This is a genomic window from Antrihabitans stalactiti, assembly GCF_012932915.1.
In the GTDB taxonomy this organism is placed as follows: domain Bacteria; phylum Actinomycetota; class Actinomycetes; order Mycobacteriales; family Mycobacteriaceae; genus Antrihabitans; species Antrihabitans stalactiti.
The window spans coordinates 258,160-280,244 of sequence record NZ_VCQU01000003.1; the positions used below are offsets into that span (position 1 = coordinate 258,160).

The window sequence follows — 22,085 nt, forward strand, 5'->3', positions numbered from 1 at the left end:
ATGGTGTCACGGCCGTCCGCTGAGGGCGAACATTCGGCCGGAACAATCGTTCACCGCCTGAGGTTGAGTAGGTATCGCTCAACTTCGAGAGGTGCGAAAACGTGACATCAACAATGCGTCTACCAGTGCTCTTCCTGACCGATCCGATCGTTCTGCCTGGCATGGTCGTGCCGATCGAGCTCGATGAAGCCGCCCAAGCGGCAATCGATGCCGCACGAGCAGGCTCCGCCAACCAGGTCCTCATTGCCCCGCGGCTCGACGAGGGCTACGCGTCCTACGGCGTCGTTGCCTCGATCGAGCAGGTGGGCCGGATGCGCGGCGGCAACGCTGCCGCCGTGCTGAAGGCCGAGCGCCGCGCGCGCATCGGCCACGGCGTGACCGGACCCGGCGCAGCGCTGTGGGTCGAAGCCGACGAGGTGGAGACGCCTGCGCCCGACACCCGGACCAACGAACTGGCAGCCGAGTACAAGAAGCTCGTCGTTGCTGTGCTGCAGCGTCGTGAGGCGTGGCAGATCATCGACGTCGTCAATCGGATCACCGGTCCGTCCGACCTCGCCGACACTGCGGGCTACGCGCCCTACCTGTCCGACGACCAGAAGCGTCAGCTCTTAGAGACCCCCGACGTGACGGAACGTTTGACGACCCTGATCGCGTGGACCAAGGATTACATCGCCGAAACCGATGTGACCGAGAAGATCAGCGCCGACGTTCGCGAAGGCATGGAGAAGAGCCAGCGCGAGTTCCTGCTGCGCCAGCAGCTCGCCGCGATTCGCAAGGAACTCGGCGAGGACGAACCAGACGGCGCCGACGACTACCGGACCCGGGTGGAAACCGCGGACCTGCCGGATGCTGTGCGTGAAGCCGCAATGCGCGAGGTCGGTCGGCTGGAGCGCTCCAGCGACCAGAGTCCGGAATCGGGCTGGATCAGGACCTGGCTGGACACGGTGCTCGAATTACCATGGAGCACAAAGACAACCGACAGCACGGACGTGAAAGCAGCACGGGCAGTGCTCGATGCGGATCACCACGGCCTCGACGAGGTCAAAGACCGCATGGTCGAGTACCTCGCGGTCCGTGCGCGTCGGGCCCAGCGTGGACTCGAGGTGGTCGGTGGCCGTGGCTCGGGTGCCGTGATGGTGCTCGTGGGCCCGCCCGGTGTCGGTAAGACGTCGCTCGGTGAGAGCGTCGCGCGTGCCTTGGACCGCAAGTTCGTCCGCGTCGCATTGGGTGGTGTTCGCGACGAAGCGGAGATCCGCGGTCACCGGCGGACTTACGTCGGCGCGCTACCCGGCCGCATCGTCCGTGCGATCAAGGAAGCGGGATCGCTGAATCCTGTTGTCCTGCTGGACGAGATCGACAAGGTCGGCGCCGACTACCGCGGTGATCCCGCGGCTGCGTTGCTCGAGGTCCTGGATCCGGCGCAGAACCACACGTTCCGCGACCACTACCTGGACCTGGACCTGGACCTGTCGGACGTGCTGTTCATCGCGACAGCGAACGTCATCGACACCATTCCGCAGGCGCTGCTCGACCGGATGGAACTGATCACGGTCGACGGTTACACCGAGGACGACAAGGTCGCCATCGCACGCGACTTCCTGGTCCCGCGGCAGCTGGAACGCGCAGCGCTGACGGGTGAGGAAGTGACGTTGACCGACGACGCGCTACGCGAAATCGCCGCCAATTACACCCGTGAGGCGGGCGTGCGGCAGATGGAGCGGTTGGTCGCAAAGGCGTTGCGCAAGGCGGCAACTCGACTGGCCGACGAACCGGAGTCGATCACCATCGACAAGGACTCGCTGAAGGAGTTCCTCGGGCGGCCCCGGTTCACTCCGGAGTCCCACGAGCGGACCGCTGTTCCAGGTGTGTCCACCGGACTCGCTGTGACCGGTATGGGTGGCGACGTCCTCTTCATCGAGGCAAACGCCGCGGAGGGCAAGCCCGGCCTGACCTTGACCGGTCAGCTCGGCGACGTGATGAAGGAGTCCGCGCAGATTGCGCTGACCTACGTGCGGTCGCACTTGGAGCAGCTCGGAATCGACGCGGGCGTCCTGGATCGCAGCATCCACGTCCACGTTCCGGCGGGTGCGGTGCCGAAGGACGGTCCGTCGGCGGGCGTCACGATGGTCACGGCATTGACCTCGCTGGCACTCGGTCGACCGGTGCGGTCCGACGTCGGCATGACCGGTGAGGTCACGCTGAACGGTCGGGTGCTGCCGATCGGTGGCGTCAAGCAGAAGCTTCTCGCCGCACAGCGCGCTGGGCTGACGACGGTCTTCCTGCCCAAGCGCAACGAGCCGGATCTCGACGACGTGCCTGCCGAAGTGTTGGCAGCGGTCGACGTGCGTCTGGTTTCCGACGTCGCCGAAATCCTCGCGACGGCTCTGGAGCCCGCCGAGGTCGACTCGACGGTCGCTGCGTAGCACCTATGAAAAGAAGGTGGGATTCCTCCCGGTAGCCGGGAGGAATCCCACCTTCTTCGGTGTCGTTTAGACCTATTTCACCGGCGGTGTAGTTGACGTTGTCGTCGTCGGCGCGGCCGTAGTGGTGGTCGGCTCGACGGCAACAGGCGCTGTCGTCGGAACGGTGACGGGCACCGGGTCGGGCTCGATCGCCGCGGCCGGGGGCACGTCGTAGGTCGGGACTGTAAGCGGCGGGACTGTGACCGTCGGAACCTGGAAGGTCTCGGCCGCAACCGCTGCTTGCTCGGTGGTGGTCGGAACTGCCGTAGTCGTGGGCACCGTGGTGGTGGGAACCGTCGTCGTGGTCGGAGCCGCGACCTTGTATTGCAAGGCCGGGTTCTGGGCGAAGGGGTTCTGTGCGGCCTGGTTCTGCGGGACCAGGTTCGCCGGGACGAGCGGCACGGTTGCCTTCGTAGTCGTCGTCGGAGTACTCGGTGTCGTCGTCGCCGCGGCGCCGGTTGTCGTCACCGAGGCGAACGTGTTCGTGCTGTTGGCCTTCTCGGCAGTCCGTGTCGTCGTATCGGCGGCCAGGACGGCGGTGTTTTCGCGCTTCGCGGCGTCGGTTGCCTTCTTCTGGTCGGCTTCCTGGGCCAGGTGGGTCAACCATGCGGCCGCGTATTCGGCGGTCGTCATCGTCTTGCCATTGGCTTGGTCGGCGTCCTTCCAGTAGTCGAAGTGGTGGCCGGTGTCGTGGTCGAGCGTCGTTTTGTACGGATCGCTCATCGCGACCTGCAAGGTGTTCTGGTTGTCGCCGATGAAACCGATGACTTCCTTGCGAATCTTGTCCGGCAGGTAGACCACGTCGATCAGCTGCGGAGCGGAGACGTAGTCCTTCGAGACAGGCGCCTTCGGTGCATTCGGGTCGTACGCCGGATCCGACACCTTGAGCAAGACGTCCAGGAATGTCTCGTCGCTGCGCATCCAGTCGGGGTTGTTCGCGATGTCGGTGAACGCGGCGATTGCAATGCGACCCAGAACGACAGCAACGTCCGCGCCGGTCGCTGGAGTCAGCCCGTCGCGCTCGAGCGCATCGACGTTGATCTGCCTGCCCACGTTGGCGGCCAGCTGCAGCAGCGCGATGTTCTCCGGCGCGGAGCACGTGAGGTCACCCTCGGCACAGAATGAGGCGACTTTGCCGTTCAGGGCCCCGAATCCGCCCGAGGTACCCGAGATTGCACCGGCACCCGATGCACTCTTCCGACCGGACTGAAACGGCACGTTGAAGCCGTCGGGATTTTGAAACTCGTTCTCCGCGCCTGGGAATGGTGCCTCGCCGCGGGTCCGACCGTTGTCGGCGAGGATGACGACGCCAACGATGTCGTCCGGATCGACGATCTCGTAGTCGCCACTGGAGTTCGGCGTCTGGTTGCCGATTTTCGTCGTGACACGGCGGACGACGTCGGCGCCCTCGCTGTAGCCGACGATGGAGAACTTGGTGTCGGGGCAGGAAACCTGAATGGCGCGGATGACTTGCTCGGTATTGGCCACGCCGGCGTTGATGGAATCCTCGTAGGTCGCCATATTTGCCGGGTATTCGAGATACAGAGACTCGTAGGACCCGGGCCCGACGGCTGAGCTGGGCGCTGAGACCACTGGATCCAGCCAGTCGCTGTGATAGTCGTCGGAGACGGGCAGGCGCGTGCCGTCCGAAGCCATGACGAACTGGTTCGTGCCCTCGCGGGGTATATCACCGCGTCCGGCGACGGAGATGTTGACCATGTCGTAGCAGACGTCCGACGTTGATGACGTCAATGCCGTTGCCGTGGTGCTCGGCGCGGACGGGTTCGCCCACGGCGCGGCAACCAGAACGGCCAGTCCAAACGTTCCCGGCACGATCAGATTTCCGACAATCAGTCGGCGCTGAACCGGTTTACGCATCGTGTCACTGAATCCCACAGTCGATCCCCTATCTCAGGCCGGTAATACCGATACCCCCGCACCGGTCGTGCATTGCTAGCCCCTGTGTCGTGAGGCTAAGCAACCTTCGTTACAAACGCCTGCGTGCGAGTCTCGGCGAACTCACCTTGGTGGTGAAAAGGCTCACCCTCAGGGGTGGTTACCCGACCACTCGGGTGCCTGGTTGCCCCTCGGTCCAGAGGACAGGATTGCGTCAACAAAACGACACGACGTGAACGGGGACTCGACATGACGAACACCATCGAATCGACCAAGATGATCGCCGCAATCGCTGCGCAGCCAGACCTTCTCGCCCAGAACGCGAGCTGGGATCCCGAAGGCATCGCAATCTCGGCAGGCGACCGCGACATGACCAACGAAGAGCTCGACCGCGGAACGAACCGCCTTGCCAGAGTGCTCATCGCCGCCGGAGTGACGCCGGGTGCGCAGGTGGCATTGGCGCTTGCGCCCTCGATCGAATCCGTCGTGGGAATGTGGGCGATCTTGAAGGCAGGCGCTACCTGCGTGCCGACCGACGGCGCGAACGTTGTTCCGATGTCGGCTATCGGCATCACCACTCGAGAGAATCGCCCACGCCTGTCGAACTCGGTCGAGTGGATCGTCCTCGACGACCCGGCGACGCTGCTGGCTGTTCGCGCAGTGGCAAACGTGGCGATCAGCGATTACGACCAGCTCGTCGAGATGGAATCCAACGTCGGCTGATTATCGCAATCGACTTCGGAATCGTTGGCGAACTGCGTTCGATACAACTCGTCGTAGCGCCCGCCGGCAGCCAGTAGTTCGGAGTGCGTCCCGCGCTCGACTATCCGGCCGTCCTCGACGACGAGAATCAGATCCGCAGCGCGGATCGTCGACAGGCGGTGTGCGATGACCAAGGCGGTCCGGCCGTCGAGTGCCTCGTCGAGAGCCTCTTGAACGGCAGCTTCGTTGGTCGAATCCAGGGACGCTGTCGCCTCGTCCAGAATCACGACTCTCGGCTGCTTCAGCAGCAACCGTGCGATCGTCAGACGCTGACGTTCACCACCGCTGAGGCGGTAGCCGCGTTCACCGACGACGGTGTCGAGGCCATCCGCCAGAGACCGCACGAGATCGGCAAGCCGTGCGCGGCCCAACGCGTCCCAGAGATCTCTCTCGGACGCTTCCGGACGCGCGAGCAGCAAGTTCGCGCGGACCGTCTCGTGGAAGAGGTGACCGTCCTGCGTGACCATTCCTACGGTCGCTCGGATCGAGTCTGCCGTCAGGTCCCGCACATCGACGCCGTTCAACCGGACCGCTCCGCTGTCGACGTCGTAGAGGCGTGACACCAGTTGCGCGATCGTCGACTTGCCCGCTCCCGACGATCCGACGAGCGCGACGACTTGACCGGGTTCGGCTTGCAGCGTCAGGCCGTGCAGAACCTCGACTCCCCCACGGGTATCCAGACTGGACACTTCCTCGAGCGAGGCGAGCGAGACCTTGTCTGCCGACGGATATGCGAAGCGCACATCGTCGAACTCGACCGACACCGGACCTGGAGGGACCTCCCCCGCATCCGGTGCGTCTTCGATCAGTGGTTTCAGGTCGAGGACCTCGAAAACTCGCTCGAAGCTGACCAGCGCGCTCATCACTTCCAACCGCGCGCTCGCCAGGGCTGTCAGCGGCGCATACAACCGCGTGAGCAGCAACGACAACGCGACGACCGCGCCGGCGTCGAGCTGACCGCGCAACGCGTAGAAGCCGCCGAGCCCGTAGACCACGGCGACGGCCAACGCGGACACGAGAGTCAGCGACGTGACGAACACGGTCTGCACCATCGCGGTGCGAATTCCGATATCGCGGACGCGGGCTGCTCTGGCGGCGAACTCCGCCGATTCCTGGGTCGGGCGCCCGAACAGCTTGACCAAGGTGGCTCCTGGGGCGGAGAACCGCTCGGTCATCTGGGTGCTCATGGCAGCGTTGTGGTCCGCACCTTCGCGCTGAATCTCGGCTAGCCGATTCCCCATTCGCCGCGCAGGCAGCACGAACACCGGCAGCAGAATCAAAGCCAACAGGGTGACCTGCCACGAGATCCGCAGCATCACGACGAGCGTCAGCAGCAGCGTGACCAGGTTTGCCACCACTCCCGACAACGTGTCGCTGAACGCGCGTTGCGCGCCGATCACGTCGTTGTTCAACCGGCTCACCAACGCGCCGGTGCGGGTGCGAGTGAAGAACGCGATCGGCATGCGCTGCACGTGGTCGAAAACGGCAGTCCGCAATTGCAGGATGAGGCCCTCGCCGATGGTCGCCGACAGCAGGCGTGTGACGAGCCCGAGCGCGGCATCGACCACGGCGATACCCGCAATCGCCAACGCCAGATAAACGACGACTCGCGGCTCTGAGCCACCGACGATCTCGTTGACCACTCGACCGGCCAGGACAGGGGTCGCGACGGCGAGCGCGGCAGTAGCAACGCTCAGCAGCAGAAACCCTGCGAGCAGCCGGTAGTGCGGACGCGCGAACGCGACGATCCGCCGCGCAGTCGCCATGGTGAACGGCCGCTGCTCGTTGGGCGCGTTCATCGACCGGTACATCTGGTTCCAGGCGACCGATTCCATACTCATTGTGTTGCTCCCCGCTCATGTCGTTCGAGCGTCCATGCAAACACTCGCCACCGACAGTACGACCTCAACAATGGTTGAGGGCAAGTGCTTTTAGTTACCCTGAGTGCATGTCGGACCGGTTCGGCGAACTTCGTACGCGGGTTGGGGGCGCCGTCGACGACGGGGCGCGCCGCCGCGCCGAATATTCGTCGGATGCGTCGAACTACCGTGTTGTCCCAGACGCCGTCGTTTTCCCGAAATCCAACGAGGATGTCGTTGAAGTCCTCGACTTCGCGCGGGCGAACGGTCTGGCGGTGACGGCCCGCGGTGGCGGAACATCGGTGGCGGGTAATGCGATCGGTCCCGGGTTGGTCCTCGACTTCAGTCGGTATATGAACGCAATCGTCGAGCTCGATCCGGACAACCGCAGGGCCACAGTGCAACCCGGTGTCGTGCTCGGCGACCTGCAGCGGGCAGCGCGACCGCACGGACTTCGTTTCGGCCCGGACCCGTCGACACAAAGCCGTTGCACGCTCGGCGGAATGATCGGCAACAACGCGTGCGGTCCCCGTGCGGTGGCGTGGGGGCGGACTGTCGACAACGTGGTCTCGATCGACATGCTCGACGGTCGGGGTGTGCGCCGAACGCTCGGCGCCGGAACCGACACCGTTCCCGGGCTCGACGAGTACGTCCGCGCCAATCTCGGTGTGATTCGTACCGAGTTGGGGCAATTCGACCGACAGGCGTCGGGCTACTCGCTCGAACATCTGCTGCCCGAGCGCGGCGCCAGCGCGGTCAAATCCTTTGTGGGCACCGAAGGCACGTGCGGGCTGATCTTGCACGCCACCGTCGACCTCGTCGAGGTGCCCGCCGCGACCGTGCTGGTGGTGCTCGGTTATCCGGACATGCCAGCGGCGGCGGATGCTGTTGCAGCGCTGATGGTGTCGAAACCCATGGCCGTCGAGGCGATCGATGCTGGGCTGGTCGCTGTGGTGCGCGCCCATCGTGGCACGGTCCCCGAACTGCCTCGGGGCGACGGTTGGCTTTTCATCGAGATTGCCGGATCGACCCAGCTGGAGGCGATCGCGATCGCACAGGTGATGTGTGCGGCCGCAAGTGCGGTCGATTCGCGGATCGTCACCGATGCGGCGGAATCCGCGGCGTTGTGGCGAATCCGCGCAGACGGCGCGGGGCTGTCCGGGCGGACAGTGAAAGGTGAACCGGCATGGCCTGGTTGGGAGGATGCCGCCGTTCCGCAGCTCAACCTCGCGAGCTATTTGCGCGAGTTCGCCGACCTCACCGCAGACCATGGTGTGCACGGCTTGCTGTACGGCCATTTTGGTGACGGCTGTGTACACGTGCGGCTTGATCTCCCCATTGCGCAAGCGCCGCAACGATTTCGGGCGTTCTTGTTCGATGCAGCGAAACTGGTTGCCCGGCATGGTGGTTCATTGTCCGGCGAGCACGGCGACGGTCGAGCTCGGTCCGAGCTGCTGCCGTTGATGTATTCGCCGGACGCTCTCGCCGCATTCGCCGGTTTCAAGGGGTTGTTCGATCCGGACAATGTGCTCAACCCCGGCGTGCTCGTCGATCCGCAACCGATCGACGCAGACCTGCGGTTGGCAGTTGAGCACAAAGACGTTGCGGCGCAAGGCTTTGCCCTGTCCGCCGATCGCGGCGATCTTGGAATGGCCGTGCACCGCTGCGTCGGCGTCGGAAAATGCCGAGCCGACAACGCGGCGACAGGCGGGTTCATGTGTCCGTCGTACGTTGCGACGCGCGATGAGAAGGACAGCACCCGCGGCCGCGCCCGAGTGCTCCAGGAAGTTGTCAACGGATCGTTGCTCATCGACGGTCCAGAGCTGGCCGAGTCGCTCGACTTGTGTCTGTCGTGCAAGGCGTGCGCCTCGGATTGCCCGGCCGGTGTGGATATGGCGACCTACAAGTCCGAGGCGTTGTACCGCAGATATAAGGGCCGTCGTCGGCCGCCCGCCCACTACGCGCTCGGCTGGTTACCACGGTGGTTGCGGGCTGCGAAACATGCTCCCCGCGTGATGAATTCGTTGACGCAACGCGATGGACTGCGGCGCTTCGGGATGCGGTCCGTCGGTATCGACGAACGCCGCCCGGTACCGAAGTTGGCGCCGCACAGCTTCCGACATTGGTGGCGCCGCAACCGAGACGATCAAGCAAAAGACGCTGTGCTGCTGTGGATGGATACGTTCACTGATGCGTTCGCACCGGAAGTCGCGATTGCAGCAGTCGAAGTCCTGGAGGCTGCGGGGCACCGGGTTCGTATTACCCGTAAGGCAGTGTGCTGCGGGCTGACGTGGATTTCGACGGGTCAGCTGGATGCGGCGCGTAAACAGCTGAACGCCACGGTCGATGCGCTGGCGGACCACGTGTCGGCGGGTGGTGTGGTCGTCGGCCTGGAACCGTCATGCACGGCGGTCTTGCGGTCGGATCTTGTCGAATTGCTACCCGACGACGAACGGGCTGTCGCCGTCGCTGCGGCCACGCAGACCCTGGCGGAGTTCTTGACGGCAGACGAGGCGTGGACGCCACCTCGACTCGACGGGATGACGCTGATCGTGCAACCGCACTGCCACCAACACGCGGTGACTGGATTCGGTGCAGACCGCGAAATATTGCGACGCAGCGGCGCGAATCTCACGGAGATCGCTGGGTGCTGCGGACTCGCGGGCAATTTCGGAATGGAGTCGGGACATTACGACCTCTCGGTCGCGGTGGCGAAAAACGCCTTACTGCCAGCGCTGAACGATGCGGCGGGCGCGGTGTTCGTTGCTGACGGGTTCTCGTGTCGTACTCAGGCCTGGCAGCTCGCCCACCGGGAAGGCGTTCATCTCGCACAATTGCTCAACGCCCCCCGGCGGACTTAGCTGCAACAAGTCAGCTACCGAACGGCAGTGTTCCTGGCGGGATGTGATAGCCGCTGCTTCCAGCAGAGCTGCCGCCCCAAGCGTCGAGCAGCAAGTTCAGGAAGTTGGTGATGTACATCTACGGCCTTTCGTATGGGCCCGCGCCCGTGAACAATTCTCAGTGCGAACGTCGCCACCCGCCGACGTCTCGTTACAGAGTACCGGCTCATCCGTTAAGCCACCGTCTCCCGATTTCGGGCGGACAATGGGTGCATGAGCAATCTCGAAACGAGCGCACAAGTCCTCACCTGCGAAGATGGTTCGCACGAAGATTCGAACGCTGTGGAAATTCTCACTCCGCGCGAAGTGCCACTCGGCGGACTTCGAGCGATGCGGGTGCGTCGAACATTGCCGCAGCGGCAGCGCTCGCTCATCGGAGCCTGGTGTTTCGCTGACCATTACGGTCCGGACGATGTGCGCGAATCGGGAGGCATGAGCGTCGCGCCGCACCCACATACAGGTCTGCAAACAGTAAGCTGGTTATTTGCTGGAGAGATCGAACATCGCGACAGTATCGGGTCGCACGCCATGGTCGTGCCCGGCCAGTTGAACCTGATGACGGCCGGTTCGGGCATCGCGCACTCCGAAGTGTCGACCACCAACACCACGGTGCTGCACGGCATGCAGTTGTGGTTGGCCTTGCCGGCGCGGTCGCGCAATACCGCTCCTGCATTCGAACATTACGAACCGACGCCGGTGACAGTGAGCGGCGCGCGCATCAGCGTGTTCCTCGGGACCCTGACCGGCTCGTCGTCGCCCGTGAACACATTCAGCCCGCTGCTCGGCGCCGAGATCGTGCTCGAGCCGGGTGCCAGGATCACGCTCGACGTCGACGAGCGGTTCGAACACGGAGCGATCGTGGACACCGGGAGGGTGGAAATGTGTGGCACCGCTCTGGCGCGCGCGGAGCTCGGCTACGTCGCGCCGGGCAGGCAATCACTCGACTTGCGCAATCCCGGTTCCGAGCCCGCACGCCTACTGCTGCTGGGCGGCGAGCCATTGGGTGAGCAGATCCTCATGTGGTGGAACTTCGTCGGTCGCAGTGATGCGGAGATTCGTGAATATCGCGAGCAGTGGCAATCAGAGGTCGGCGGCAACACCGATGATCCGCAGTTCGGGACCGTGGTCGGCTACGTGGGCGGCTGGATTCCCGCGCCGGAGCTGCCCACTACAGCGCTGAAACCGCGCGGGTGATGGTGGGTCACGGCACTGGCTCGCCGTACTCCGCGCCGAAGCGGACGAATTCTTCGTAGGGCAGCTCGGGCGAACCCCAGGTTTTTTGGGCCATGACCCGCAGCAGCTCGCCGATGCCAGCGCCGACCTGTTGTTCGGTTTCAGCTGTGGGATCGTCGAACCAGACGTTGACGTTGGCGCCCAGATTGTGGGCGTTGTCTTGCGGCGAAAGTCGATCGCCAGTGACGAACATCGACGGATCCCACGTGGCGTAGGTCAATACCGGCGGCACGTTCACGACGAGCGCGAGGGCGCCCGACGTCCGATATGTCGGATGGAACGATGAATTCTTGATGGTGTGTCCGGCCGCGATGAGTTCGGCGGGTCGTAAGCCATTTCCGAGCTGCGGCGGTATGGATCCTCCGGTCCACACCTCGACGATGATTCCGTCGTTGATCGGCACGGTCGATCCGTCGCGGGCCATCGAGTCGTTCCAGATCCGAGTTGTCTTTCCATGCGCGCGGACTATGTCGTCGGCCCAATTGATGAACTTGTGCAGCATGTCCGCGGAAGCCGACGGTCCGTATTCGTCACCGCCGACATTCCAATACTTCCCGGGGAACAGCGGCAGGAATTCTTCGAGAATGTCGCGCATGAGGTCGTAGCTGCGCGGATTGGTCAGGTCGATCGTCCCGTCCTGTGGAACACCTCCGATCGGCGCCGCCTTCAGTTCGGGATGTGCAGCGAGAATGGCGTGCATGTGACCGGGAAAATCGATGTCGCCGACGACCTCGATGTTGTAGCTGGCGGCGTACGCGATCAGGTGGCGGATTTCGTGTTTCGAATAGTGTTCCGGGGATGTGATCTCGGGATGCACGTCGCTTTGCAGCCGGAAGCCGAAGTAGTCGGACAGGTGTAGCTGAAGGAAATTCATCTTCAGATAAGCCATTCGGCGGATCTGCGCTTCGATGAACGCCACCGACAGGTACTTACGGCCGAGGTCAAGTAGCAGGCCACGCTCGCGATATGTGGGCCAGTCGACGGCCGTCCCGCCCGCGACCGACGTCGACTGACGGAGCAGTTGCAAGGCAGTCTGCGCAGCGTGCTGCGCACCGGCCGGTGTGGCGGCTCGCAGGACGAGAGTCACCCCGATAGTCGCGGTGTACGACTCCGCACGGGGTACGGACCACTCGTCGGCGCCGAGCACGATCTCGATATCGCCGGTTCGCGCGACGCCCCCGACGGTCGTCGCGACAACCCGGCCCGTTGCTGCGCGCAGGCCCTGCGCCAATCTGACCGAAGTCGCTTCGAGTGCTCCGTCGGAATAGACGATTCGCGGCGTCGGCCCAAGTGTGAACTCGGCACCTCCGGGTACCCACTGTTGTAGTGCGGGAATCACGGGCGGCGTTGGCGTTTCTGCGTCAACTCGATTGTCTTGCGTTGCGTGGGCGCCGACGACAACGAGCAGCACCGTGAGCAGGCGAACCACGCCCCTTCGCACCATGCCCCCCGATCGACAGAAATGGTGAAAACGCAGTATGCAAGAACGCTCTTACATCAGACAACCCTACGCTAAAGGCGTGGCCAGTACCCGGGACCGAATCATGGACGCTGCTCTGCGCAGCTTCGGTGCTCGTGGTGTCGCGGCGACGTCCATCACCTCGATCGAGGCGGCCGCGGGATTGTCGGCGGGTAGCGGGGGCTTCTACCGCCATTTCAAGGACAAAGACGCGCTGCTTGCAGCCGTTGTGGACCGGGAAATCGAGCGCGTGGAGAAGCCGGAACCGCCCGCGGACCTCGGCGGCGAAAGTGCGCTCACCGTTCAACTGCGCGGCGATCTCGAGTTCCTGTCCCGCATGCGGCCACTCATATCGATTCTGATGTGGGAACGCGGCGGAAATCGGGCAGTGCTGGAGCGCGTTCAGACGGTGATGATGGACCGAGGTGTCGACCTCGGTGTTGCGGACCTACTGGCGAGCAATCCGACGGCCGCGGTGCAGGCCGACCCTGCCGCTGCCGCTGCGGTGATGACGGCGGCGATGGTCGGCTATTTTCTGCAGGTGGACTACTTCGGTGCCGGGCCTGCGGGTGTCGACGCGGACCGGTTCACCAAGACACTCGCGAATCTTTTGCTCGGCCAGTGACGTGTCGGTGCCCTGTGCGACGGTGCATTCATGACCACTGAACTGCAAGGATTGCGCACTGTCATCTACCCGGTCACCGATGTCGCCGCCGCGAAATCATGGTGGACGAAGTTCCTGGGTAAGCCGCCCTACTTCGACCAGCCCTTCTATGTGGGGTTCGACGTTGCCGGTTACGAATTGGGTATTCTGCCGAGCGAGTCGAGCACTGACGGCGCGTTGACCTACTGGGGAGTCGAGTCGGTTGCCGAAGCTACCGGCGCAGCCGTCGCGAATGGTGCGGTTGTGCACACACCAGCCGCGGCGGTCGGCGACGGAATTGTGACCGGGACCGTTCGATTGCCGGATGGCAGTATCGTCGGTTTCATCACGAATCCGCACTTCGCTTTGCCCAGCTAGGAGCATGAAATCCTCGAACGAAAGGTGGTTGCCGACCGTCCCGTGAGCATGGGGATGACGATCGCACTACTACGGCGGGGGCCCGGCGATCCGTGCCATCAGCGAACTCACGACGGCGCGGTCTGGCGGGGGTCACGCATGAACACCGGCATAGTCACCTACCGGTTGACGCAGGCCGCGCGCAATGAGGTCCAGGCCGTGGCGTGGGGCCCTGGCAGTGCCGAGTTCCTCGATGGACTGCCTTCGATGTTCTGCCTCGACGAAGATCTCGAGAACTTTGCACCGACGCACCCGAAGATCATCGACGCGCATCGCCGGTTTCCTGGGCTGCGGATGCTTCGCACCGGCCGCGTCCTCGAAGCCCTGGTCCCCGCTATTCTGGAACAGAAGGTCCACGGGGTTGCGGCGTTCGCATCGTGGCGCAAGCTCGTCAAACGCTACGGAGAGCGCGCACCAGGTCCAGCGCCGGCGGGGCTCTACATCCCGCCCACCGCCGAAGTGTGGCGTCGGGTGCCGTCGTGGGAGTTTCATAAGGCGAACGTGGATCCCAAGCGATCAAGGGCGATCGTCACTGCCGCAGCGATCGCCGATCGCCTGGAGGAGACCGTCGGGATGAGTCCTGCGGACGCCGAGCGCAGGTTGCGCACCGTCCCCGGCGTCGGCGTATGGACCGCGGCGGAAGTTGCGCAACGCGCGCTCGGCGACGCGGACGCGTTGTCGGTCGGCGATTTCCACCTCGCCGCGATAGTCGGGTGGACCTTGGCGGGGCGACCGTTCGACGACGACGAGATGGTCTCCTACCTCGAACCGCTGCGCCCACATCGCTACCGCGCGATCCGATTACTGGAAGTGAGCGGTCATGCGTTCAAGCCCAAGTTCGGTCCGCGCACCGCGGTCACCGACCACAGCAAGCACTGACCGTGCGCGCGTCTCACCCCCGCAGGGGTGAAATTCGCGCACGGTTGTGCGTCAGTCCCGCGGACCGCCCGCGACGTAGATGACCTGACCGCTCACGAAGCCGGCGCCCTCACTGACGAGGAACGACACAGTGTGCGCGATGTCCTCGGGGTAGCCCACTCGGCCGACCGGTGTCTGTGCTGCAGCACCCTTGACGAAGTCGTCGAACGGAACACCGACGCGCTCTGCCGTCGCCTTGGTCATGTCGGTCACGATGAATCCTGGACCGATCGCATTCGCGGTGACGCCGAACTTGCCGAGCTCGAACGCGAGCGTCTTGGTGAAGCCCTGCAGACCGGCTTTGGCCGCCGAGTAGTTCACCTGGCCACGGTTGCCGAGCGCGGACACGCTCGACATGTTGACCACCCGGCCCCACTTCTGTTCGACCATGTACTTCTGCGCTGCCTTGGTCAGCAGGAATGCGCCGCGCAAGTGCACGTTCATCACCGCGTCCCATTCCGACACCGGCATCTTGAACAGCAGATTGTCGCGGGTGATGCCTGCGTTGTTGATGACGACGGTCGGACCGCCCAGCTCTTCCGCGATCCGCGTGACCGCCGCGTCGACGGAGGCTTCATCGGATACGTCGGCACCGACCGCGATTGCTGAGCCACCAGCCGCGGTAATCGCATCCACTGTTCCGGCGCACGCGCCTTCATCGAGGTCGAGCACACCGACTGCGAGCCCGTCGGCGGCGAGGCGCAATGCGATCGCCGCGCCGATACCGCGGGCAGCTCCGGAGACAACGGCAACTTTGGCGTTCTCAGTACTCAATTCAATCTCCTACGTTTTTCGCTAACGGGCCGACTTGTCGTCTCGATGGAGCATACGAAGCGACCCTACGGAGCGAGGAGGCGCCGCAATGATTCGTGATCCGGAGCTTCCACTGTGGCTGGAGTGGATCTATGCCTGGCTCGGCGTGCGCTGGTAGCTACAGCGTGACCAGCCGCGTGATGGCGCGGATCGGCAGCGGCAACCAGCTCGGGCGGTGCCGAGCTTCATAGACCGCTTCGTAGATCGCCTTGTCGAGTTGATACGCCTGCAATAGCGCCGGCTGGTCGCGCGGGTCCTCGTCTGCGACCTCCGCGTAACCGTCGCAGAAAGCGTCGCTGTTGCGCGCCGTCCACTCCGTTGCGCGGAACTCGCGCTGCGACTGCGATCCCGCTGCCGCATCGGCCAACGGGTGCCTGCCTGCATAGTCGAACGACCGCAGCATCCCCGCGATATCGCGAAGCGGGCTGTCGGGTTGCCTGCGTTGCGCGATCGTCTTGACCGGCTCGCCCTCGAAATCGATCAGCACCCATCGCGACGGGGTCCGCAGCGCCTGGCCGAGGTGTAGGTCGCCGTGAATCCGTTGGACGGCCGTGGGGCCCGCAGCAGCTGCCAGGTCGAATACCGCCTCGGCCGCGCGGCGCTGATCGGCAATCTCCGGGATTGTGCGTACAGCATCGTCGAGGCGGCTACGCATTGCGTCGATGGCGACCTCCCGCGGCTCGCTGCCGAGCACGCGAGCGAGGTCGGCGTGCACATGCGCGACGGTCTCGCCGAGCCGATGCGATTCGCCGGCGAAATCGCTGCCGAGTTCGCTGGCGTGCAGGTCGGCTTCCGCGACAAGATCTCGCACGCTCGTCATTGCCATGTCCCAGCCGTCGACCCCATTGGGGACGAATTGGTGCGCGATCGCCACCGTGCCGGATTCGCTGCCCGCCTCCAATTCGATCCATCCGCGTAGGTGAGCGACGGAGTCGCAGCCTGCAGCGTCGAGGGCCATGTGCAATTCGAGGTCCGGGTTGATGCCCGGCTGAATGTGTCGGAACAGCTTGAGGATCAGGGACTCCCCGACGACGACACTCGTGTTGGACTGCTCGGCCCCGATCACCCGGCTGCGGCCCGTCGGCACGGTATGCGCCGACCCGCTTCGCCGAAATCGCAGCGCGCCGATGGACTGCGACTGTTCGAGTGCTTGCAGGTAGCGCACGACGACGTCGTGGTCGGACAATGCGTCGTAGCAGGCAACGGGCAGCGTGCCCGGTGGAAGCGCCCATGGCGCAAGTGCTTCCGGCACCTGCGCTCGGTACGCGAGCGGCACCTGGTACCGAGTAGCGCCGCCGTCGTCGAGCTCGACCACGACGATCAGGTGGTCGGCGGCAAGATCGTCTGCGGCTAGCAGGGGCTCACGGACAGCGATCCGAACTCGGGCGATCGCGCCGTTCTTCGCCGAGAACCAGCGCTGTGTCGGTAACCACTGCGCCAGAACGGTTTCCAGTTCGGTATCGGTAGGTGTCGCCAATGTCATCGCTGTACCGCCGCTTCGGCCTCGCTGCTGACCAGGTGGCCGGACCGTCCTCCGTCGGTCGACGGGTCCGGCTGCAGCGCAAACCAATAGAACCCATGACCGGGCAGCGTGATCATGTACTGCTCGGCGCCGATCTTCGGAAACGGAATCGACCCGGTCAGTTCCACCGGAATTCGACCTTCGAAATCCGAGAGGTCGAGGATCGCGGCCTGCGGGAATCGCGACAGATTGTTGACGCACAGGATGACGTCGCTGTCGCGGCGGTCCGTCTGCGACGGTGCCAGTTCACGAAGGTAGGAAAGTACCGACGGATTGTTGTTGCCGAGTTCGGTGAAGGTGCCGAGCCCGAACGCGGGATGCTGCTTGCGCACGTGGATCATCCGGCGGGTCCAGTGCAATAGCGTGCTGGTCGAACGCATTTGGGCCTCGACATTGACTGCCTGAAAACCGTATGTCGGGTCCATGATGACCGGCAAATACATTCGCCCCGGGTCGGCACGGGAGAACCCGGCGTTCCTGTCGGGCGTCCATTGCATCGGCGTACGGACCGAATCGCGGTCACCGAGCCAAATGTTGTCTCCCATACCGATTTCGTCGCCGTAGTACAACATCGGCGAGCCGGGCAGACTGAGCAGAAGCGCGGTGAAGAGCTCCAACTGATTTCGATCGTTTTCCAGCAACGGCGCCAGCCTGCGTCGAATGCCGATGTTCGCTTTCATTCGCGGGTCTTTGGCGTATTCGGCATACATGTAGTCACGTTCGTCGTCGGTGACCATCTCCAGCGTCAATTCATCGTGATTGCGCAGGAAGATTCCCCACTGCGCGGAACTGGGTATCGCAGGCGTCTGGGCCAGGATTTCCGAGATCGGGATGCGGGTCTGCCGTCGGACCGCCATGAAGATTCGCGGCATCAGCGGGAAGTGGAATGCCATGTGGCACTCGTCGCCTCGCTCCGGCTCGCCGAAGTACTCGACGACGTCTGCCGGCCATTGATTCGCCTCGGCCAGCAACACCCGACCGGGATATTCGGTATCGACCACTTTTCGGCACCGTTTGAGATACGCATGTGTTTCGGGCAGATTCTCGCAGTTCGTACCTTCGCGCGCGAAAAGGTAAGGGACGGCGTCCAATCGAAAACCGTCGATTCCGAGGTCGAGCCAAAAGCGCAGGACGTCGATCATTGCGTCGGCGACTTCGGGATTGTCGTAGTTGAGGTCGGGCTGGTGGGAAAAGAATCGGTGCCAGTAATACTGGCGTCGAACCGGATCCCACGTCCAGTTCGACTCCTCGGTGTCGACGAAAATAATGCGCGCATCGGGGAAACCCGTATCGTCGTCCGCCCAGATGTAGTAATCACCGTACGGCCCAGTCGGATCGGTCCGTGATTGCTGAAACCACGCATGCGTATCGGACGTGTGGTTCATAACAAGATCGGTAATGACGCGCATTCCTCGGCGGTGCGCTTGGTCGACGAGGGTGACGAAATCTTCGACGGTCCCGAATTCGGGTAGGACGAGCCGGAAATCTCTGATGTCGTATCCACCGTCGCGAAGCGGCGAGTCGTAGAACGGCGGCAGCCAAAGGCAATCGACGCCCAACCACGCGAGGTAATCGAGTTTGTCGGTCAATCCGGCGAGGTCGCCGGTGCCGTCATTCGTCGAGTCGGAGAACGCGCGGACCAACACCTCGTAGAACACCGCGCGTTTGAACCATTGGTGGTCGACTCGAAGTGGTTTGGCGTGCGTAAAGGCGTCTGATTGAGCTTCGACCAAATGCCCGTCAGCCGTATGTCCCGTCGAGTCCGTCTGCGTCCTCGACAGTTCGTCCAGGGGTGTGTGCACTGTGCGCGATCCCTTCCGGCCGGGAACCGGCCATGGTGTTTCGTGCTCGATACCTGTCGATCGCCCTTGTATTCCGGTGGAATTCTCTCCGCAGGTCTTGATTGTGGTGTGTTACCTACCGTTTATCGGCTCGAGATAGTGCCTGCGGAAATTCATCGGAACAATTTCTTCCAGCGAACCAGTCAGTATGGTAGTAATTGGTCTACTTCTCCCATTAAGGAGTAATCCGGAGTATGGACAACGTCGTCAAATCTCCAAACCAGAGGGTCAACTTCTCGGTACTCGGCGCCGATTTGGTCGAATGGCTCATCGTCTGCTTGCTGTGCGCGGTCGCCACTGCGGGAGTTGCAGTGATGACAGGGTCGGTAGTGTCTGCTGCCGTTGTGGGGGTCGTTGTATTCATCGCCAGCGCAGCGGTCGTAGCGCTGCTCTGAGCGCCCACTACGGGCTCGGCTGCGGGAGGTCCGGGGTGTCGCAGTCGGCGACCTTCGGATTGACCCCCACATAGTTGAGTGGACCCGCGACGATCGTCAGCGCGATCGTCCCCATGCCGGCACAGGTATCTGCCGGACCTTTGTAGTAACCACGTTGCCCGGCGGCCAAAGCGCCGATGATCAACCAGATCAAGACAATAACTGCTGCGATACGCATTTCGCAGCCTCCGTTCGTAGGTGTGGGCTTCCCCGAGGGGTACCCACACCTACGACGGTGGAAACGCAAAAACTAGCGTCTGAAGAGCTTGTTCCCGAGCCAGACGATCGGGTCGTACTTTTTGTCGGCTACACGTTCTTTCATGGGGATCAACGCGTTGTCGGTGATCTTGATGTGCTCGGGGCACACCTCGGTGCAGCACTTCGTGATGTTGCACAAGCCGAGCCCGTGCTCCTCCTGCGCGTCGTTGCGGCGGTCTGCGACGTCGAGAGGATGCATCTCTAGCTCGGCGATGCGCATGAGGTACCGCGGACCCGCGAACGACTCCTTGTTCTCCTCATGATCGCGGACGACGTGACAAGTGTTCTGGCACAGAAAGCATTCGATGCATTTGCGGAATTCCTGCGACCGCTCGACGTCGACCTGCTGCATCCGGTACTCGCCCGGCTTCAAATTGGGCGGCGGCGTGAACGAGGGGATCTCGCGCGCCTTTTTGTAGTTGAACGACACATCGGTGACGAGGTCTCGCATCACGGGGAAGGTCCGCATCGGAGTGACCGTGATGACGTCGGTCTCTTCGAACGTCGACATGCGAGTCATACAGAGCAGACGCGGACGGCCGTTGATCTCGGCTGAGCACGATCCGCATTTGCCCGCCTTGCAGTTCCATCGAACGGCGAGGTCCGGCGTCTGAGTCTGCTGCAGCCGGTGAATGATGTCGAGGACGACTTCGCCCTCTTTCACCTCGACTGTGTAGTCCTTCAGCTCACCGCCTTCGATATCACCGCGCCACACTCGGAATTGTGCGTCGTAACTCATGACGTCCTCCCTGGATGGTCGGCGAGTTCGGCTTCGGTGAAGTACTTCTCGGCTTCGGCGATATCGATGAGTTCCAGCAGGTCGGGGCGCATAGGGATCTGAGCCTTCGGCGTCACCGTCACACCGGGAACGAATTTGTTGCCGACGGACCTGTCGACCTCGCAGACCAGCAGCGTGTTGCGCCACTGAGCTTCCATCTTCGGGTGGTCGTCGCGGGTGTGGCCGCCGCGGCTTTCGGTCCGCAGCAATGCCGCCTTGGCCACACATTCGCTGACCAGCAACATGTTTCGCATGTCGATCGCCACATGCCAACCGGGGTTGAACTGTCGGCCGCCCGACACCGCGACGTTCTCGTAGCGATCACGCAAGACGACAAGCTTCTCGATCGCTTCTTGGACCTCGTTCTCCTTGCGGATGATCCCGACGAGCTCGTTCATCACCTTCTGCAGGTCCGAGTGCAACGTGTACGGGTTCTCCCCGCTGTCGCCGAACGGAGCAAGCGCTCCCGCCGCAGCATCCTCGACATCGGCTTCGGACACTGTGGGGCGTTCGGCAAGGCCTTCGATGTACGAGGCGGCGCCGAGGCCCGCGCGGCGACCGAAGACGAGCAGGTCCGACAGCGAGTTGCCGCCGAGCCGGTTCGAGCCGTGCATGCCGCCCGAGCACTCCCCCGCTGCGAACAAGCCAGGGACCGTTGCGGCCGCGGTGTCCGGATCGACTTCGACCCCACCCATCACGTAGTGACAGGTCGGCCCGACTTCCATCGGCTCCTTGGTGATGTCGACGTCCGCCAGTTCCTTGAACTGGTGGTGCATCGACGGCAGCCGGCGAATGATCTCGGCCGCAGGCATGCGCGACGCGATGTCGAGGTAGACACCGCCGTTCGGAGTTCCCCTGCCTTCCTTGACTTCCGTGTTGATTGCTCGCGCGACTTCGTCACGGGGAAGTAGGTCGGGCGTGCGACGAGCCGAATCGTTGTCCGCGAGCCACTTGTCGGCTTCTTCTTCGGATTCCGCGTACTGACCTTTGAACACCGGGGGGATGTAGTCGAACATGAACCGCTTGCCGTCGGTGTTCTTCAGTACTCCACCGTCGCCGCGGACGCCTTCGGTGACCAGGATGCCTCGGACACTCGGTGGCCACACCATGCCGGTCGGATGGAACTGCAGGAATTCCATGTTGATCAGCGTTGCGCCTGCCCGCAGGGCCAGCGCATGACCGTCCCCTGTGTACTCCCACGAGTTCGACGTCACGATGTAGGACTTGCCGATGCCACCGGTCGCCAGCACAACCGCAGGCGTCTCGAACAATACGAGATTGCCGGTTTCGCGGTAGTACCCGAACGCGCCGGAAATCCGGTCACCGTCTTTGAGCAGCTCGGTGATGGTGCACTCGGCGAAGATCTTGATCCGCGCCTCGTAATCGCCGGTCTCCTTGAAGTCCTCCTGCTGCAGCGAGACGATCTTCTGCTGCATCGTTCGGATGATCTCCAGGCCGGTGCGGTCGCCGACGTGCGCGAGCCGCGGCCACGTGTGACCACCGAAGTTGCGCTGGCTGATCCGGCCGTCCTTGGTGCGGTCGAACAATGCGCCGTAGGTCTCGAGTTCCCAGACGCGGTCGGGCGCCTCCTTGGCGTGCAGCTCGGCCATCCGCCAGTTGTTCAGGAACTTGCCGCCGCGCATCGTGTCTTTGAAGTGGGTCTGCCAGTTGTCGTTCGGGTTCGCGTTGCCCATCGACGCCGCGCACCCGCCTTCGGCCATGACGGTGTGTGCCTTGCCGAAGAGCGACTTACACACGACGGCGACCGAGTGGCCACGCTCGCGTGCCTCGATAACTGCGCGCAGCCCAGCACCACCGGCACCGATTACGACTACGTCGTACTTGTGCCGTTCAACTTCTGCCATAGAGATTCGATCCTTAGCTGAACTA

The 22,085-nt window shown here is 63.5% G+C and carries 17 protein-coding genes; 8 read left to right on the plus strand and 9 right to left on the minus strand.

The window, feature by feature from the left end:
* The first annotated feature begins 113 nt into the window (after nucleotides 1–113).
* A complete protein-coding gene (lon, locus tag FGL95_RS10305; protein WP_206071781.1) occupies nucleotides 114–2,423 on the plus strand; it encodes an endopeptidase La in 2,310 nt (769 codons plus the stop codon).
* Nucleotides 2,424–2,495: 72 nt separating this feature from the next.
* Here the strand turns inward: lon and FGL95_RS10310 are convergent, their stop codons facing one another.
* Nucleotides 2,496–4,340 carry a cutinase family protein gene (locus FGL95_RS10310; protein WP_169586267.1) on the minus strand — a complete coding sequence of 615 codons (1,845 nt, stop codon included), beginning with the start codon at nucleotides 4,338–4,340 and terminating at the stop codon, nucleotides 2,496–2,498.
* A 267-nt stretch (nucleotides 4,341–4,607) separates the two neighbouring features.
* On the opposite strand from FGL95_RS10310, the gene FGL95_RS10315 reads away from it, so the two are divergent.
* Nucleotides 4,608–5,081, plus strand: a complete 474-nt coding sequence (locus FGL95_RS10315; protein ID WP_169586269.1) for an AMP-binding protein — start codon at nucleotides 4,608–4,610, stop codon at nucleotides 5,079–5,081.
* On the opposite strand, the gene FGL95_RS10320 is transcribed toward FGL95_RS10315, so the two are convergent.
* Nucleotides 5,042–6,961, minus strand: coding sequence for an ABC transporter ATP-binding protein (locus FGL95_RS10320; RefSeq protein ID WP_169586271.1), 1,920 nt, complete (start codon nucleotides 6,959–6,961; stop codon nucleotides 5,042–5,044). The two genes, FGL95_RS10315 and FGL95_RS10320, sit on opposite strands and share 40 nt — an antisense overlap.
* 107 nt (nucleotides 6,962–7,068) lie before the next feature.
* Here FGL95_RS10320 and FGL95_RS10325 point away from each other — a divergent pair, with 107 nt between their 5' ends.
* Nucleotides 7,069–9,840, plus strand: a complete 2,772-nt coding sequence (locus FGL95_RS10325; RefSeq protein ID WP_169586273.1) for an FAD-binding and (Fe-S)-binding domain-containing protein — start codon at nucleotides 7,069–7,071, stop codon at nucleotides 9,838–9,840.
* 252 nt (nucleotides 9,841–10,092) lie between these two features.
* A complete protein-coding gene (locus FGL95_RS10330; RefSeq protein WP_169586275.1) occupies nucleotides 10,093–11,073 on the plus strand; it encodes a pirin family protein in 981 nt (326 codons plus the stop codon).
* A 7-nt stretch (nucleotides 11,074–11,080) separates the two neighbouring features.
* On the opposite strand, the gene FGL95_RS10335 is transcribed toward FGL95_RS10330, so the two are convergent.
* Nucleotides 11,081–12,541 (minus strand): family 20 glycosylhydrolase, encoded by a 1,461-nt coding sequence (locus FGL95_RS10335; RefSeq protein ID WP_169586277.1) that lies wholly within the window; start codon nucleotides 12,539–12,541, stop codon nucleotides 11,081–11,083.
* Between the two features lie 91 nt (nucleotides 12,542–12,632).
* Between FGL95_RS10335 and FGL95_RS10340 the strand changes: the two genes are divergently transcribed.
* From FGL95_RS10340 to FGL95_RS10350, 3 genes are read left to right on the plus strand one after another with little or no spacing between them, the layout of a single operon-like run.
* On the plus strand, nucleotides 12,633–13,196 hold the full coding sequence (locus FGL95_RS10340; RefSeq protein ID WP_169586279.1) for a TetR family transcriptional regulator: 564 nt from the start codon (nucleotides 12,633–12,635) through the stop codon (nucleotides 13,194–13,196).
* A 30-nt stretch (nucleotides 13,197–13,226) separates the two neighbouring features.
* On the plus strand, nucleotides 13,227–13,592 hold the full coding sequence (locus FGL95_RS10345; RefSeq protein ID WP_169586281.1) for a VOC family protein: 366 nt from the start codon (nucleotides 13,227–13,229) through the stop codon (nucleotides 13,590–13,592).
* A gap of 48 nt (nucleotides 13,593–13,640) precedes the next feature.
* The gene (locus FGL95_RS10350; protein ID WP_206071722.1) at nucleotides 13,641–14,510 is read left to right on the plus strand and encodes a DNA-3-methyladenine glycosylase family protein; all 870 of its coding nucleotides are present in this window, start codon (nucleotides 13,641–13,643) and stop codon (nucleotides 14,508–14,510) included.
* Between the two features lie 51 nt (nucleotides 14,511–14,561).
* Here FGL95_RS10350 and fabG read toward each other — a convergent pair whose 3' ends face one another.
* From fabG to treS, 3 genes are all read right to left on the minus strand, one after another.
* Nucleotides 14,562–15,323 carry a 3-oxoacyl-ACP reductase FabG gene (gene fabG, locus FGL95_RS10355; protein WP_169586283.1) on the minus strand — a complete coding sequence of 254 codons (762 nt, stop codon included), beginning with the start codon at nucleotides 15,321–15,323 and terminating at the stop codon, nucleotides 14,562–14,564.
* 157 nt (nucleotides 15,324–15,480) lie between these two features.
* Nucleotides 15,481–16,845 carry a maltokinase N-terminal cap-like domain-containing protein gene (locus FGL95_RS10360; protein ID WP_169586286.1) on the minus strand — a complete coding sequence of 455 codons (1,365 nt, stop codon included), beginning with the start codon at nucleotides 16,843–16,845 and terminating at the stop codon, nucleotides 15,481–15,483.
* On the minus strand, nucleotides 16,842–18,686 hold the full coding sequence (gene treS, locus FGL95_RS10365) for a maltose alpha-D-glucosyltransferase (RefSeq protein ID WP_338079803.1): 1,845 nt from the start codon (nucleotides 18,684–18,686) through the stop codon (nucleotides 16,842–16,844). Before treS ends, FGL95_RS10360 begins: the two co-directional genes overlap by 4 nt.
* Before the next feature lie 233 nt (nucleotides 18,687–18,919).
* Here treS and FGL95_RS10370 point away from each other — a divergent pair, with 233 nt between their 5' ends.
* On the plus strand, nucleotides 18,920–19,120 hold the full coding sequence (locus FGL95_RS10370) for a hypothetical protein (RefSeq protein ID WP_169586288.1): 201 nt from the start codon (nucleotides 18,920–18,922) through the stop codon (nucleotides 19,118–19,120).
* Between the two features lie 7 nt (nucleotides 19,121–19,127).
* Here the strand turns inward: FGL95_RS10370 and FGL95_RS10375 are convergent, their stop codons facing one another.
* The 3 genes from FGL95_RS10375 to FGL95_RS10385 form a co-directional block, all read right to left on the minus strand.
* Nucleotides 19,128–19,337, minus strand: coding sequence for a hypothetical protein (locus FGL95_RS10375; RefSeq protein WP_169586290.1), 210 nt, complete (start codon nucleotides 19,335–19,337; stop codon nucleotides 19,128–19,130).
* Between the two features lie 72 nt (nucleotides 19,338–19,409).
* Nucleotides 19,410–20,156: a succinate dehydrogenase/fumarate reductase iron-sulfur subunit gene (locus tag FGL95_RS10380; protein WP_169586293.1), complete on the minus strand. Its 747-nt coding sequence runs from the start codon at nucleotides 20,154–20,156 to the stop codon at nucleotides 19,410–19,412.
* Nucleotides 20,153–22,060: a fumarate reductase/succinate dehydrogenase flavoprotein subunit gene (locus FGL95_RS10385; RefSeq protein ID WP_169586295.1), complete on the minus strand. Its 1,908-nt coding sequence runs from the start codon at nucleotides 22,058–22,060 to the stop codon at nucleotides 20,153–20,155. Before FGL95_RS10385 ends, FGL95_RS10380 begins: the two co-directional genes overlap by 4 nt.
* Nucleotides 22,061–22,085 lie beyond the last annotated feature (25 nt).